Origin of the sequence: Geosporobacter ferrireducens, assembly GCF_001750685.1 — a bacterium.
Taxonomy (GTDB): domain Bacteria; phylum Bacillota; class Clostridia; order Peptostreptococcales; family Thermotaleaceae; genus Geosporobacter; species Geosporobacter ferrireducens.
Genome location: NZ_CP017269.1, coordinates 5757538 through 5771687, shown reverse-complemented (window position 1 = coordinate 5771687; position 14150 = coordinate 5757538). Strand labels below are relative to the sequence as shown.

Annotated in this window: 17 protein-coding genes and 1 riboswitch; of the genes, 7 read left to right on the top strand and 10 right to left on the bottom strand. The window is 36.8% G+C overall.

All coding sequences use genetic code 11. The features are described 5' to 3' along the window. Nucleotides 1–64 precede the first annotated feature (64 nt). The 7 genes from lipB to Gferi_RS27125 all read left to right on the top strand — a co-directional run bounded on the left by lipB (nucleotide 65) and on the right by Gferi_RS27125 (nucleotide 6285). Complete coding sequence (gene lipB / locus Gferi_RS27155) at nucleotides 65–772, top strand: lipoyl(octanoyl) transferase LipB (protein WP_069981220.1); 708 nt, start codon at nucleotides 65–67, stop codon at nucleotides 770–772. Continuing rightward, on the top strand, nucleotides 747–1007 hold the full coding sequence (locus Gferi_RS27150) for a biotin/lipoyl-containing protein (RefSeq protein WP_069981219.1): 261 nt from the start codon (nucleotides 747–749) through the stop codon (nucleotides 1005–1007). Before lipB ends, Gferi_RS27150 begins: the two co-directional genes overlap by 26 nt. After that, the gene (locus Gferi_RS27145; protein WP_069981218.1) at nucleotides 1004–1756 is read left to right on the top strand and encodes an SDR family NAD(P)-dependent oxidoreductase; all 753 of its coding nucleotides are present in this window, start codon (nucleotides 1004–1006) and stop codon (nucleotides 1754–1756) included. The genes Gferi_RS27150 and Gferi_RS27145 overlap by 4 nt, the downstream gene beginning before the upstream one ends. A 2-nt stretch (nucleotides 1757–1758) precedes the next feature. Next, on the top strand, nucleotides 1759–2997 hold the full coding sequence (gene fabF, locus Gferi_RS27140; protein WP_069981217.1) for a beta-ketoacyl-ACP synthase II: 1239 nt from the start codon (nucleotides 1759–1761) through the stop codon (nucleotides 2995–2997). Nucleotides 2998–3086: 89 nt separating this feature from the next. Further along, a complete protein-coding gene (locus tag Gferi_RS27135; RefSeq protein ID WP_069981216.1) occupies nucleotides 3087–4022 on the top strand; it encodes a bifunctional helix-turn-helix transcriptional regulator/GNAT family N-acetyltransferase in 936 nt (311 codons plus the stop codon). A gap of 55 nt (nucleotides 4023–4077) precedes the next feature. Beyond that, the gene (locus Gferi_RS27130; RefSeq protein ID WP_069981215.1) at nucleotides 4078–4968 is read left to right on the top strand and encodes a DMT family transporter; all 891 of its coding nucleotides are present in this window, start codon (nucleotides 4078–4080) and stop codon (nucleotides 4966–4968) included. A gap of 130 nt (nucleotides 4969–5098) precedes the next feature. Continuing rightward, nucleotides 5099–5185, top strand: a riboswitch (cyclic di-GMP riboswitch). A gap of 137 nt (nucleotides 5186–5322) precedes the next feature. Further along, a complete protein-coding gene (locus tag Gferi_RS27125; protein WP_069981214.1) occupies nucleotides 5323–6285 on the top strand; it encodes an HD-GYP domain-containing protein in 963 nt (320 codons plus the stop codon). A gap of 1080 nt (nucleotides 6286–7365) precedes the next feature. On the opposite strand, the gene Gferi_RS27120 is transcribed toward Gferi_RS27125, so the two are convergent. From Gferi_RS27120 to Gferi_RS27075, 10 genes are all read right to left on the bottom strand, one after another. Further along, nucleotides 7366–7875, bottom strand: a complete 510-nt coding sequence (locus Gferi_RS27120; RefSeq protein WP_069981213.1) for a YqeG family HAD IIIA-type phosphatase — start codon at nucleotides 7873–7875, stop codon at nucleotides 7366–7368. A gap of 193 nt (nucleotides 7876–8068) precedes the next feature. Continuing rightward, a complete protein-coding gene (locus Gferi_RS27115) occupies nucleotides 8069–8353 on the bottom strand; it encodes a hypothetical protein (protein ID WP_069981212.1) in 285 nt (94 codons plus the stop codon). A gap of 120 nt (nucleotides 8354–8473) precedes the next feature. Continuing rightward, a complete protein-coding gene (locus Gferi_RS27110; RefSeq protein ID WP_069981211.1) occupies nucleotides 8474–8890 on the bottom strand; it encodes a bacteriohemerythrin in 417 nt (138 codons plus the stop codon). A 123-nt stretch (nucleotides 8891–9013) separates the two neighbouring features. Then, entirely contained in the window at nucleotides 9014–9247 is a 234-nt protein-coding gene (locus tag Gferi_RS27105; protein WP_236932777.1) for a sigma-70 family RNA polymerase sigma factor, read from the bottom strand. Nucleotides 9248–9690: 443 nt separating this feature from the next. Further along, complete coding sequence (locus Gferi_RS27100; RefSeq protein ID WP_069981210.1) at nucleotides 9691–9957, bottom strand: hypothetical protein; 267 nt, start codon at nucleotides 9955–9957, stop codon at nucleotides 9691–9693. A gap of 95 nt (nucleotides 9958–10052) precedes the next feature. Next, on the bottom strand, nucleotides 10053–11081 hold the full coding sequence (locus tag Gferi_RS27095; RefSeq protein WP_069981209.1) for a Na+-transporting methylmalonyl-CoA/oxaloacetate decarboxylase subunit beta: 1029 nt from the start codon (nucleotides 11079–11081) through the stop codon (nucleotides 10053–10055). A gap of 137 nt (nucleotides 11082–11218) precedes the next feature. After that, a complete protein-coding gene (locus tag Gferi_RS27090; protein WP_069981208.1) occupies nucleotides 11219–11695 on the bottom strand; it encodes an SAM-dependent methyltransferase in 477 nt (158 codons plus the stop codon). A 180-nt stretch (nucleotides 11696–11875) separates the two neighbouring features. Next, nucleotides 11876–12916 carry an NAD(P)/FAD-dependent oxidoreductase gene (locus tag Gferi_RS27085; protein WP_069981207.1) on the bottom strand — a complete coding sequence of 347 codons (1041 nt, stop codon included), beginning with the start codon at nucleotides 12914–12916 and terminating at the stop codon, nucleotides 11876–11878. Between the two features lie 358 nt (nucleotides 12917–13274). Then, nucleotides 13275–13724: a hypothetical protein gene (locus Gferi_RS27080; protein ID WP_069981206.1), complete on the bottom strand. Its 450-nt coding sequence runs from the start codon at nucleotides 13722–13724 to the stop codon at nucleotides 13275–13277. Between the two features lie 42 nt (nucleotides 13725–13766). Then, nucleotides 13767–13955 carry a hypothetical protein gene (locus Gferi_RS27075; protein WP_069981205.1) on the bottom strand — a complete coding sequence of 63 codons (189 nt, stop codon included), beginning with the start codon at nucleotides 13953–13955 and terminating at the stop codon, nucleotides 13767–13769. Nucleotides 13956–14150: the final 195 nt, after the last annotated feature.

Genomic DNA, 14150 nt, shown 5'->3' with positions numbered 1-14150 from the left:
TATTCTGCTATGATTGCCGATGATGCGTTTGTATAACTGATTTTTATCGAATGGGGGGAAAGCTTTGACAATCACAAGGCAGATAAAATGGCTGGACCTTAGTATCATAAACTATGAAAAGTCCTATAACATTCAAGAACACCTTCACCAGATGCGCAAAAACAGAGAAATCTCTGACGTAATCATCTTTCAGGAATGTCATCCCGTTATTACAATTGGCAAATCTGGTTCTGAGAAACACTTACTTGCCTCAAAGGAGGAGCTTTTCACAAAAGGGATTGATGTGCTTTATTCTAATAGAGGCGGGGATATTACTTATCACGGTCCTGGCCAGCTCATTATTTCTCCGATCTTATATCTCAAGGAATATACCAAAAGTGTGCTTCACTATCTACGGCTCCTTGAACAGGTAGTCATCAATCTACTGGAAAGATATTACATCATTGCAGACAGGATACAAGGGTTAAGTGGAGTATGGGTGGAAAATAAAAAGATTGCATCAGTTGGAATCGCCATAAAAAATGGAGTAACGATGCACGGAGTGGCAGTCAATGTGAATCCAGATCTTTCGCACTTTGATTTTATCATTCCTTGTGGTTTAAAAGATGCAGCAGTCACTTCGCTAAAAGACATAAGCAATACTATTCCAAGTCTACACCAGGTAAGAGACGATTTTTTAAGAGAATTTTCATTGATTTTTGATGTATTCATTGATAGAAAAGAAATAGAAAAGGAGGTTTATAAAAATGAATTATGGGCTCAAGATACCTAAGTTTGCGGAAGGTGCAACCATCATAAAAATTAAACAATGGCTGTGTCAACCAGGGGATAAGGTAAGTAAAGGAGAAGCTGTTGCAGAAGCTACAACGGACAAAATTGCGATTTACATAGAAAGTCCTTATGCAGGAACTATCCATAGCTTATTGGTAGCGGCAGGAGAAGAAGTACAGGTGGAACAACTTATCGCTTTGATTTCTACCGAAGGGGAAGCGGAGGAAACGCCATGATAAAAGGACTAGAGAATAAAAGCATCATTATTACAGGAGCTGGAAAGGGAATTGGAAGTACCGTTGCACAACATCTAGCTTCCCTAGGCTCAAAGGTATGTATCGCAGACATTGATCTGACAGCAGCGCAAGAAACTGTGGAAGAGATAAGAAAAACGAATGGAGCTGCAATGGCAGTATTTTGTGATATTACATCCCAGGAAGATATACAAAAGATGGTAAATAAAGTGCTTAATTTATACGGCGGCATTGATGTATTAATTAATAATGCCGGCCTCTTTCCTATCAAGACCTTTGATGCAATGACTCTCGAAGATTGGAGCAAAGTAATCAATATAAATCTTACCGGTACTTTCTGCGTAACGCAACCAGTATATCAACAGATGAAAAAGCAAGGCTACGGAAAAATCGTTAACGTTGCTTCCGCTGCAGGGAGAGTAGGAGGAATCGGATTTGTTCATTATTCAGCAGCTAAATCTGGCGTTATAGGATTTACCAGAGCTTTAGCACGTGAAGCTGCTTCATCTGGTATTCAAGTAAATGCCATTGCCCCCGGTTTGATCGAAACCAATACGGCTAAATCCGTATTTCCAAGCTATGCACTAAAAGAGTTTATTAGAAATGTTCCTATGGGAAGACTCGGCCGGGAAGAAGATATATCTGGAATCCTCTCATTTTTGTGTTCTGATGAAAGCAGCTATATTACTGGTCAGGTATTCGCCATTGACGGTGGATACACAATGATATAGCTATGCTTAGACCAAGGATTGTCATAACGGGATTGGGAGTGATCGCTTCCAATGGGATAGGCAAGAAAAACTTCACTGCAGCTTTGTCTAAGGGAGAATCCGGAGTAAAACGAATCGTTGATTTTGATCCATCAGAATTCAGCAGTCATATTGCCGGACAGGTGTTCCTTTTTGATCCTGAAAAATTTATCGACAAAAAAGATCTTCGACGTATGGAAAGATTCGTACAATTTGCTGTTGCAGCAGCAAAAATGGCTATTGCAGACTCTGGTTTAGACTTATCCATAGAAAACACTGAAAATATTGGTGTGATAATGGGTAGCGGGATGGGCAGCATGGAACGAACAGAAAAAGAGTTCCGTACACTTTTTCACCAAGGTTCTTCCAGAGTCAGTCCAACATACTTGGCTACGGCAATTCCCAATACTGCCGCTTCCCAGATATCCATTACCCTCGGTCTTAGAGGATATTCTGGTACTACTTTAGTGGCTTGTGCTGCAGGAACTCAGGCAGTAGGGGAAGCATATTATTATCTACAGCGAGGGGATGCACAAATTATGCTTGCCGGCGGTACGGAAGCAAATATCACTCCTTTGTATCTTGGAGCTTTCTGCAATATGAAAGCACTTTCTACCCAAAATAAAAACCCAACTGCTGCCTGCCGTCCCTTTGACAGAGACAGAGATGGTCTCGTACTAGCAGAGGGAGCTGGTGTTTTAGTATTAGAAACATTGGATCACGCCTTGAAAAGAGATGCTAGAATATATGGTGAAATAGCCGGGTTTGGGGCAAGTAGTGACGGCTATCATCTTACAGCACCCGATCCGAAGGCAAGAGGAATGCGGTACGCTATGCAGCGGGCGCTGGCAGATGCACAAATAAGTATTGATGGGGTAGACTATATCAATGCACATGGCACCAGTACACGGTTAAATGACGCTTTAGAGTCCTACGCGATTAAAAAGGTTTTTGGTAGCAGTGCTTATAATATTCCTATAAGCGCAACAAAATCTATGACAGGGCATGCCTTAGCTGCTGCTGGCGCTATAGAACTAATTGCTACGCTCATAGCTATGGAAGGTGATTTTATACCACCTACAATTAATTATCGACATGCCGACTCAGATTGTGATCTTGATTATGTTCCAAATGAAGCCCGTACAGCTAAAATAAGAACAGCATTATCAAATTCCTTCGGCTTCGGAGGACAAAATGCAAGTATTATCCTCCGAAAAATATGAATACTTAGTTAAAATAATAAAAAATAGTTGACTTTGTCAACTATTTTTTATTATAATATTCTTACACTATAATTATAGGAGGTATCCTTATGAATTCTAGATATGCACCTTTGATACATATCATTCGTAGATTTAACCGGTTCTACACGAATGTTTTAGGACTACTAGACCAGCATATGCTGGATAGTAAATTTTCACTTGCAGAAGCCCGTATTTTATACGATATCGGGCATACGGAAAAATGTACTGCTAAAGAGCTAATTGAGGGGTTAAGAATCGACTCAGGCTATCTAAGTAGGATTATAAAGCGCTTTGTGAAGGATGACCTTATATACAGAGTACAGTCTCCTGAAGACGGGCGTGTATATTACCTTTATCTTACTGAAAAAGGAAAAGATACCCTGTCAATACTCGACGAACTATCCAACGATCAAATCTATCAATTGATCAATGGTTTGTCAGAACAAGATAAAATAAGTGTTGTAGAAAGCATGAAAAGTATTGAAAATACGCTCACTGAAAAACCAGTGCTTACAGACGAAAGCGTTAAAATTCGCTGCGATTTAAGACCAGGAGATGTGGGTAATTTAATTCACCTACATGGTTGGATTTATGCTGAAGAATGCGGATATAATCATGTGTTTGAAGGCTATGTCTGCAAGACCCTCTATAATTTATTTGAAAACTACAGCCCAGAAAAGGACAGATTTTGGTTTGCAGAAGTGAATGGAAAAATGATCGGTGCCATTGCAATCATCGGACACTCAGAAATACAAGCTCAGTTGAGATGGTTTATTATACATCCTACATTCAGAAAAATCGGACTTGGAAGGAAGTTGATGAATGAAGCTATGAAATACTGTAAGGAGAAGGGCTATCAGCATGTATTTTTAGAGACTACAGAAGATCAAAAAACAGCTATACGAATGTACATGCAAGCAGGTTTTTGTAAAGTCTCAGAGCGTGAAAGCAGCTTATGGGGCAAAGATTTGGTTGAACAAACCTATGAGTTATATTTGCCATAAGTACATATTATTTTGTAAGATCATAGACCTAATTAGGCAAACAAGGAGGAGAGACATGAAAGGAAAATTAAAAATTATTACTGCTATGCTGATTTTTGGAAGCATAGGGGCTTTTGTAAAGAGAATTCATCTATCTTCAAGTGAGATTGCGTTTCTGAGAGGAATAATCGGAAGTCTATTCTTAGGCTGCGCCAGTTTTTTTGTTAAGCAAAAGCCTTCTTTTAAATCAATAAAAGAAAATATTACCCTTTTAATCTTGTCTGGCACTGCAATTGGCTTTAATTGGATTTTTTTATTTCAATCCTATAAATATACTACGGTATCCAATGCTACCTTAAGCTATTACTTTGCTCCTATATTTGTAATTATTTTAACCCCTTTTGTACTTAAAGAAAAACTAACCCCCGCCAAGGTAGGCTGTATCCTTACTGCTATGATTGGATTATTTCTGGTAGTTAATGTTGGTGACAGTGGCGCAGGCAACTCATATAATCACACAGTAGGCATACTATATGGCCTTTTAGCGGCAACCTTATATGCCAGTGTCATTTTAATGAACAAGTTTATAAAAAATCTGTCTGGATTTGAAACTACATTCGTTCAATTAGTAATAGCCGTTCTAGTGCTTTTGCCATATGTTTTTGTTAAAGATCGTATGAATTTCTCTGATCTAAATCTAGTTTCCATTATCTTTATCCTTATATTAGGCATTATTCATACTGGAATTGCATACTTTTTATATTTTACATCAATCAAGGAATTAAAGGGACAAACCATAGCTGTGTTAAGCTATATTGATCCAATTTCAGCGGTCATAATTGCAGCGATATTCCTAGGAGAGAGCATGGGTTTTATTCAATTAATTGGCGGCATGCTTATACTAGGCTCCACTTTTTTAAGTGAGAAACTGGAAATGAAGGTCGAAGAGTTAAATGAAGTTACATAATTGTGTGTTGGCATTTAGAAAATAATTTCTCCGAAACATGGAATTATCATAACAAAAATATAGTTCACAGCGATTAAAATGTCGATATATGTTGATGTAATACCCTATGTCTGGTAATATATCTATATATAAAAGAAAAAGGCAAACTTATCGAAAGGTAAGGACGCAAAGCTATGGGTCTAAGGAGTATAATTTCTATGATCGCCAAGTTGCCGGGTTCGACATTTCGCAAATTATAATCAAAATTGGCGAAGAATTTACTTTGAGATCCTCAGTAATTTGGCATTTATAGCATCTATACTCTGTGATAGATGCTTTTTTAATGCTCTAGATTAACACAACGGAGGAATCAAGATGCGGCTTGCAAAAATAGATGACAACATAATTGGAAAGCGTTTAGGATCAAGTATCAGCACGATTGATGGAAGAAAGCTTGTTAACGGACAAATAGAGATTACGGGCAAAGTAATACAACGGCTGCAGAGTTTTGGTATGAATGCCCTATACATAGAGGATAAAAACACGGATGTAGAATTAAAAGAAACAGTATCGGATGAGCAACGAGGTGTAATCTTAAAGCGATTAAATTTAGTCTATGAAAAAATTTCAAAGGAATCTTTTTGTGATGAATTTGAGATAGGGAAAATACTACGGCAAGAAATAATTCCATCTATTAATAATGAACCTGTATCTATTGCTGTAGGACAAAAAACAAAAGGATTTGACCTCGCACAACATTCCTTGAATCTATGTCTGCTGGTACTGGTTACAGGAATGAAATTTGGTTTAAGTATGGACAAGATAGAGATGCTGGGAAAAGCAGCTCTGTTTCACGATATAGGTAAACTAATAAAGAACGATTCAAATGAGGGACATGAACAAAAGGGATATACATTCCTTAAAAATAAAGCAAATTCTCCAATGCTATATAGTCTGGTGCGTTTCCATCATGAAACTATAGATGGAGGTGGCCCCCAAAAACTGCGGAATGAACATCAAACGGATTTAATTAAAATCTTAAGTTTGTGTGACTATTATGAAAGTCTGGTAAGTATAGATGGTCTGGTACCCTCAGAGTGCTATGAAAATATCCAGGCATTAGTAAATATAAAATTTGATCATCAGGTATATGAAGCATTTAGAAAATCAGTATACCTATATCCGGTAGGACTGCCTATAAAGCTCAATAATGGAGAAGAAGGGGTCGTGATTCGGCAAAATACAGCTTTTCCTCTAAGACCATTTGTGAGAACTGATTACAAAGAATATAATTTAATCGAACATCTTTCTTTATTTATCGATAAAGTGATCTTATAATGTAAATATTTACTAAGAAGATAAGGGATATAAACTCAAGATATAATCCTAAAATAGAATATTTTATATTGATACATATAAACGATATGTATTATCATTTAAGACGATTATGAAAAAACAGTTGAAAATACAGTAATGATAACAATTATAGATAGTTGAAAAATCTTATCAATGAATTCAAAAATGAATTGACGACAAAATTTATAGCACAAATCTTTATTAATCTGTTATTAATTCATGTATCAATAATTTTATTAAATATCTAAATTCCATTTATTAGAGTATATCAAAGTAATAGTTAATCATAGTAATAAAGGCTGGAATATAGGCAGGAATTTGGTTGTTCGAGAGCCCTTTAAGTAAAAAGCAACTAGTTTTTAAATGTGTATTTAGGGAATAGTTGATTTTATTGATATTTATTCTCATTTGTTTTACCATTTAATTGTCCAAGGACATCTACTTCTGTTGTTTTGCGACACAACTATGTTTTTTGAGGATATTATTTCTGAATTTGGGGCCCAAAGTAAAGTTATGTAGTTTGATTCATAAATTTCTATTTTATGGACACAAAGTTATGTTGATTCATACATATATTTACATTTTATAGACACAAAGTTACTTCTTTTCTTGCAAATTTTCAAATGCTTTTCTGAATATAGTACTACAAAACAAAAATTTATATCATAATAATTTTTTTATGAAAACCTTAAGGTTTTATTAATATAGGCTATTATCTATTTCCCATACTAATATAAAGGACTGCCATATGAAATACAATTCTTTCATAGAAAAAGTCCGTTATCCGGCTTTCCTTAGCTCATATCAAGCAGCATGTCCAGCATGTACTTTTTCAGCACCGGGTATACATAAAAGTTGGTAATCAAGCCTATTAGCTCATTGTTATGAACAGGAACATCAAAATTCCCACCGCAGGGAGCAGTAACAGCGGCAATAGAGCCAATACGCTATATTTGTTTTTATGCTTTAAAATGAAAAAACTGTGAAATACTACAGTGTAAAATCACAAATTTGCATATTCATTCTAAATTATAGGAACGATCACTGATCGTTCCTATAATTCTATTTATTGCTATGATAATTTTCTAGAACTGCTTTTAAGACGTGGCGTTCTACCTTGCGCACCAGGGTAGTCCACCAAAATTCTCTGCCTTCAAGTGGGACGACCAGTACAGTAAAAAGTCCTAATCGATTTCCACCCAGTACATCTGTGAAAAGCTGATCTCCAATGACCGCTGTGGTTTCAGGAGTGGTGCCCATTATTTTCATAGCTTTTCGAAAGGGATCCCTGCGCGGTTTTCTTGCTCTGTGGATGGCTGGCAGTTTTAACGCTTCATTAAAAACAACCACACGATCTTCTGTGTTATTTGATACAAGACAAATGGAGAAGCCTATTTCCTGAAGTTTCTGCAGCCAAGCCTTTACAGCATCACTGGCGTATTTTTTGTCCCATTCTACAAGGGTATTGTCAATGTCGATAATTAAGCCTTGTATTTGCTTTGCTTGCAACAGCTTTACATCCACTTGGAATACGGATTCTGCATAATGTTTTGGGGTTAACCGTGACAGCATTTTTTCACCTCAATATTTTTACGATTCTATTTACCATTATAACCCAGAATCAGCATGGGAAGTATATATTTTTAAATCCTTTTAGATATTGCCGTGGAAATAGTGTTATTTCAACATCTTACGGCAATATCCAAAAAGATTTGTCGAATAATAAAGCAGGCAAACACAAGGTCTGCCCATAAAACATATATTTTTAGCTAAGTTGTTTTAGTATCTTGTCTTCTATATGATGCTCATTTACATATTCATTAATCTGCTTGATTTCTTCTTCGCTCAATTCGAAGCTATGTACGATCAGTCCTTGGTCTATCAATTCCATATAATCCATTTCGATTTGTCCCTGGGTTGTATATACGATCTGTACCGTTGGATCTACCAGGTTCCACCGGATCATGGTTTCATCATCAAAAGCAACCCCCAGGTTTACATCTATGGATTTGCCTTGATAGGATATTTCTCTGATTCCATTGATTTTCAATTGACTTACCTCCTTTTTGGGATCATTAATTGAGAATGATATCTATAGTATACCCCAATTGGAGATAGAAAAAAGCAGCAAATGAGATGTACGCCCTTCTTCATTTGCTGCTTTTTAGGCTTAGTGAACTCCTTTGTCATTTAAAAATGCTTTATACTGCATATCACTTTTTAGAATATGTTGTTCAATCCAGTTAGATATAAAAATGATGATATCCATTGTAATTTTACTCTGTTTTTCATCAATATCCTCATTTTCCAGCTCTACGATTTTGTCTATGAAGCTGTTGTGTTCCTTAAGATGATCTTGCAGGCCTTGGAATCCATGCTTTTCTAAAAGTGCTTCCTCATAGTCGAAATGATAGATGGTGTAATCTTTTAACTCTACAAGTACGTCCATGATTTCGTCATAGTGATCTGCTCCGTCCTTTAAAGATACAATACTATATAGTTTTGATCCTAATTCAAACAGTTTTTTGTGCTGTTGGTCGATTGCCTCCACATTACAGCTGTAGGCATCTTTCCATTTGAATAACATCTTTGCTTCCCCCTTTTTGAAGTATACAGCTAAATTATATCATAGTTTTGAAGGAGAAAGATATGTAAAAATCAATCTCTTTATTAGGTAAGGAGGACATCTTAGAAGATTTTTAATAAGGCTTTATTCATCATCCTCTATAATGGGTTCTGTATTGCAGTTGAAAGCTTTACTCAATTTTTTGATGGCTCTTTTTTCGATTCGGGATACGTAGGAACGCGAAATTCCCAATAGCTTTGCAATCTCTCTTTGTGTCTTACTGGCTCCGTTTGCTAAACCGTATCGTAGTTCGATAACCGTTCGCTCTCTGCTTCTCAGTACTTTAGCCATTTTTTGATAGAGCTTCTTTACTTGAATCTTTAGTTCTACTTCTTCAAGAACCTCATCTGTTTCTGTACCAAGTATATCTATTAAAGAGATTTCATTCCCTTCAATAGGTTATCAACTTATTGATTGCCTTTTTATAAAAGAATATCCCTAGCATTAGGGATATTGAGGAGGGGAATCTTTATCTATTAAAGGAAGTTCTTCTAATATTGCCGGCTAGTAGATATAAAGAAAGCTTCTCTATCGGAACTACCTTTTCAAATAACCATTTATTGAGGTATGTTTTGATTAATCTCATCTTATGACAACCTCCCAAGTTTGAGTTAAATTTATATTAGCAAATATTGTCGTTTTATGTAAAGAGAGAATCTCGCCAAATAGTGTAATTAGTTCTATCTACCTATTAATAATAGAATTATAAACAGGAAAAAAGTACCCCTTTCGAAAAATAGGGTACTTTTCTATTACGGTTATCAATGATTGGTCTTATTAATCCATTTCATAAATAAAACTGTGGAAAATAAAATTGATAATAATATTAAAGATGCTCCCATTATTACCGGAATATAGGTACAACTAAAAATAAGTTCCTGTGATGTTGTCCATCCCGTTGCACCAGCCGGCCTCGATAAACTTACTGCTATATCATGTCCTTTATAAAATCCAACAAACATGATTGTGCTGCCGCCTAAAAACAAAGAAACAATAAAGATAATTGCTTTTCCCAGTTTTTGTACCATATACTTATCCTCCCATTTGTTTATATTATAAAACAGCTTTCCAATCGCTTTTTGATAAATGATGAAAACGAGTTGAACCAAGGGCTGGCAACCGGCTACTGAAAGCTATACTCCTTGCTGTCACAGTCTTTTATATTGATACCTTCAAGAATAAAATGCAAGGTTTCTTTCTTATGAAAACCTGGAACAGAGAAACAGCTATATAAGGGTAATCCATGTAAACCCTGGGGAACCGTTGCTTCTTTATTCTTTGCTGTAGCAAAAATGGCTGTGGCGCCGCATGCTCCGCCAATGATACCAATTGAAGAGGCTTCTGTAAGGCTAAACCTATCTTCTGAAGACGCTGTGTATTGAATGCTGCTATTAAACTGCAAGGAGTCTCCCTGAGGTAAAGCAGGCTCTATTTCATACATGGCCTGCATCGTGTAAAGGCTGTGTTTTCCGTCCCTGTCCATTGACATTTCTACAAGCTCTGCATTTTGGAAGTACAATGTATGCGTAACTCCGGTTTTAGGGTGTACAAAGCAAACCTCTTTTCGCTCTCCCTTGCCGGACATTTCAAAATGAATATCTAAAGGAGAAAACCATTGTACAGGACACGTAGACAGTTTTACACTGTTTATTCTGTTAAGCCGGAAAAAACGCAGTAATTTTTGCATTTTGGAGTCTGTTTCAGAATACGGCACGCAAAAACGCTGGCAAGCAAAACAGGCCGTATCCTTTAGAATGGAGGAATATGCGTTTTGCACAAGGGCCAGCCTATCGTCCTGCCGTGCCCAGGGTATGCTGACAGCACTGCTGGAAGAATATCCGCCTTCTGTTCGTTTCCCATTTATCCATATTTCTTTGATTGACATAGCCCGATAAGGATGTTCCTGCTCTGCACAACGCTGCTGCAATGGAGTCAGTGTTTCCCCGATGGCTTCATACTTTTCAAAAAATTCACGGAGCTTTACTTCATCCAAAAAGGTGATGACATCGAAAACGATGCCCTTTGAAAAGCGATAGATCACAGGAATGCAGTGCCTGGTCCCTGCGTATTTAAATTGCCAGTTTACTCTTTGGGGTACTCCGCAAAGGCCTTTTTCTTTGGCCCATAGACTGGCATTATAGTATATTTTCATCTATATCCCTACCTCCGATTTCGCTAATATAAGTAATTGAATTGCGGATACAAACCTATGCAACGCATCAGAAAGTCCGGTTTTGGAAAATCAAACCGGACTTTTTAAATAAATTTAAGCGGATTTTACACTAAGCACTAGAAGTTAAAGACTGCACTCCAGTCAAAGTCTCCAGAATCCTCCACATTTTTAGGCCAATGGGAACACCATTCCGGTACGGATGGATGCTCTACCCTATCAAGGCTGGGTGTGTAAGGTTTGATGTCTAGAACAGGGGTTCCGTTCTCGGCATCAATATAGGCTAAGCCAATGATGCCGTTTTGAGAATCGATATAAGTGACATAGCTGCAGCTTAGAGCGATAGGGTTTGGGCGCTCAGGAGAACGTGTTGCAAAAGTTCCTAACATCTCCGGGGAATTTTTATACGGGCTTTTTTCAATTAGTTTTGAGCGAGCGTCTGATTGGTCGCATTGGTCAAACCACCAGAGAACATTGATATAGCCGAACCCTTCAAGATTAGTAAGAGCAGGGATATACTCTTTGTCTAATTCCAGGCGTGTGCCATTGTCATCTACACAGACTTTTCCGATTGGTTTTACAGTAAATTGTTCCATAAATAAATCTCCTTTTTCGTTTTATTTACGGCGCCGTTATATTCAGTATACCAATGTGTTTTTATACTACAACCCTTTTTTAAAAAAATTTCCGGAGATAATATACTCATATACAAAGTGTTGTCTTACCATTACCGCAAGGGAGAACAGTGTTCTCCCGATATATAACACTAAAGAGCGCTATTTCATATGCGAAAAAGTAGAGGCAATGCTTGCAACGAAGCGCCATTGCCTTAACATATAAGTTCTCAATTCTGCCGTATTCTCTCGATAAGCGCTGAGCAGGGCGTGTTCATCCGGCATATGACTTTTTCTAGAAGTTTGCATAATGGCCTGAGCTGCGGCATGTCCACTTTCTAGTCCACTGGAAATGCCCTCGCCCATGGGATTCAGAAAACCTGCCGTTTCACCAGCGAATAAAACTCTGCCCTTGCAAAAATCAACCGGGCATCCGGGCATGATGTGCGGCATAATCCATTGTTCGGATTTTACCTGCTTCTCAATTTTCACATTGTGCTGTGTGTACATATAGGATATAAATTCAGAATGATAGTGTTCAAGGCGGCTTGTATCCTTCACTGCAACACCGAAGATTAAATCATCGTCTTTTACGTTGAACCATGCGTCATATTCAGAAAGCCGGGGCTGTAAATACGCATAAAAGTAGTGGGGATCCAAATCTATTGTGCCCTTGTTGAATGTCTGATAGGTAGTAATATAATTTCCCGGTGTACCCAATAATTTGCGCTTGATTGTACTGACTGCTCCGTCGCAGGCAATAACAAACTTTGCGGTTTCATAATATATTTTATCATTTTTAAATTGCACTACTATGCAATCATCCTTTTCTTCGCAGGAAATTGCAGTTGTCGATTGACGTACTTCCGCACCTGCTTCCTGTGCTTTTTCAGCAAGCCAATGGTCAAAGGAACTTCTCCAGATATTTAAACCCTCTTGCTCGAAGCGAAATTCTTCGCCCTTGTCATTTATAAATATCATGCCTCTATTGTCGGTCGGTGTGCATTGAACAAATTTAGGCGTTTCTTCTCCAAAATAATGCTGCACTAAATCCATTGATTTTTTTATTAAAATTCCTGAACAAGATTTTTCTCTTGGCATTTTCATCTTTTCAACTAATAAGACAGCATATCCATTACTGGCTAATTCTTTAGCAGCACTACTTCCTGCAGGACCGGCACCTATTACAATAACATCATACATATTATTCTCTCTCCTCTTTAGGTAAACGAATATACAAATTACCTATTTATTTTCAATTGAATTGATTAAAGCCTCAATAAAATTAAACTCAACTTTCATTCTCAATCTCCTAGTATATATAAAGATATAATATCAATTATCAGCTTTTTACAAATAAGTTATATTAAGCCATAATCCAATGGTACCACAATGGAAATTTTTATACAATAATAGGAAGATAAAGAAAAAGATCTAATAGTTCACGGCTATAGATCTTTTTCTTTATTGCAATTTGTAGTATTTATCTGACTTCGCTTAGAAATTCTTTTCTAAGTAAGCTGATAACAATTCTTATTAAACATTATGGATATCTTAATCTCTATATCAGATGTTCTAAAATCTTTTGTATCTGTTTATTGTTCGTATAACCCTTCATATTCCCCATTTTCAAATCTCTTTCTGCCCTTGTTGTATATTCTGTAATCCAATCTCTCTTTTCCTCAGAATTTGCTTTTGTTAAGCAAAGATTCGGCTTAATTGATTGAAGAGATTTACTAGGATCAAAAGTTAATAGCGCATGCTCAAACAAAGATATCTCACCGGATTGGTAGAGTGTAGTAGAAATTTCACTAAGTTCATCAAATGAAGCATTCCTTATATTATACTTTTCCGCTAGTTCTTTCCAGGCATCTCTGTTCATATTGTCTGGTTGCTTTTTAGTCTTCTCATCTTCTGTTAAAGAAAATTCTTTTACATTATTATGCTTGTTCAGTGCAATTTTTCTTCCAGTATAGGTTGTCTGTATACCATATTGTGCAGTAATATCCATAAATACTCTCCTTTCCCAATATATACAATATTGTTTTCGGAATTATTTCATGAATGCTTTAGAAAAATTGCATGATTTTTTGGATTTCTCCATTAATTCCATGATAATCTCCCACCCGGCCTGATGATAATCTTTTAAAATTCTGTCAATTTCCTCTTTGGATTTAGGAGCCGGTGCCACGATATGAACTGTGGTTCCCTCGATTTTATATGTTCTTGCGTACTCTTGCATCAGACCCCCCTCCTTCTGATACAATGTATGAAATATTCGGTTTGTACTATGCCCTATTGTTATAAATCACATATCCAATATGGATAGCTGATTATCAAGCAAATATAAGTTGAATGCGTAAAACAGCACCCATATAAAAACCGCCGTTACAACGGTACGTTGAATCGTACCAAAGGCAATGGCGGTTTAAATGCA

What these genes read in the sequence shown, in the direction of transcription:
- fabF (WP_069981217.1), top strand. Translation starts at nt 1,759, where the DNA reads ATGCTTAGACCAAGGATTGTCATAACGGGATTGGGAGTGATCGCTTCC.
- Gferi_RS27145 (WP_069981218.1), top strand. Translation starts at nt 1,004, where the DNA reads ATGATAAAAGGACTAGAGAATAAAAGCATCATTATTACAGGAGCTGGA.
- Gferi_RS27075 (WP_069981205.1), bottom strand. Translation starts at nt 13,955, where the DNA reads ATGCAAGAGTACGCAAGAACATATAAAATCGAGGGAACCACAGTTCAT.
- Gferi_RS27130 (WP_069981215.1), top strand. Translation starts at nt 4,078, where the DNA reads ATGAAAGGAAAATTAAAAATTATTACTGCTATGCTGATTTTTGGAAGC.
- Gferi_RS27080 (WP_069981206.1), bottom strand. Translation starts at nt 13,724, where the DNA reads ATGGATATTACTGCACAATATGGTATACAGACAACCTATACTGGAAGA.
- Gferi_RS27090 (WP_069981208.1), bottom strand. Translation starts at nt 11,695, where the DNA reads ATGGAACAATTTACTGTAAAACCAATCGGAAAAGTCTGTGTAGATGAC.
- Gferi_RS27095 (WP_069981209.1), bottom strand. Translation starts at nt 11,081, where the DNA reads ATGAAAATATACTATAATGCCAGTCTATGGGCCAAAGAAAAAGGCCTT.
- Gferi_RS27150 (WP_069981219.1), top strand. Translation starts at nt 747, where the DNA reads ATGAATTATGGGCTCAAGATACCTAAGTTTGCGGAAGGTGCAACCATC.
- Gferi_RS27100 (WP_069981210.1), bottom strand. Translation starts at nt 9,957, where the DNA reads ATGGTACAAAAACTGGGAAAAGCAATTATCTTTATTGTTTCTTTGTTT.
- Gferi_RS27120 (WP_069981213.1), bottom strand. Translation starts at nt 7,875, where the DNA reads ATGCTGTCACGGTTAACCCCAAAACATTATGCAGAATCCGTATTCCAA.
- Gferi_RS27125 (WP_069981214.1), top strand. Translation starts at nt 5,323, where the DNA reads ATGCGGCTTGCAAAAATAGATGACAACATAATTGGAAAGCGTTTAGGA.
- Gferi_RS27110 (WP_069981211.1), bottom strand. Translation starts at nt 8,890, where the DNA reads ATGTTATTCAAATGGAAAGATGCCTACAGCTGTAATGTGGAGGCAATC.
- Gferi_RS27085 (WP_069981207.1), bottom strand. Translation starts at nt 12,916, where the DNA reads ATGTATGATGTTATTGTAATAGGTGCCGGTCCTGCAGGAAGTAGTGCT.
- Gferi_RS27135 (WP_069981216.1), top strand. Translation starts at nt 3,087, where the DNA reads ATGAATTCTAGATATGCACCTTTGATACATATCATTCGTAGATTTAAC.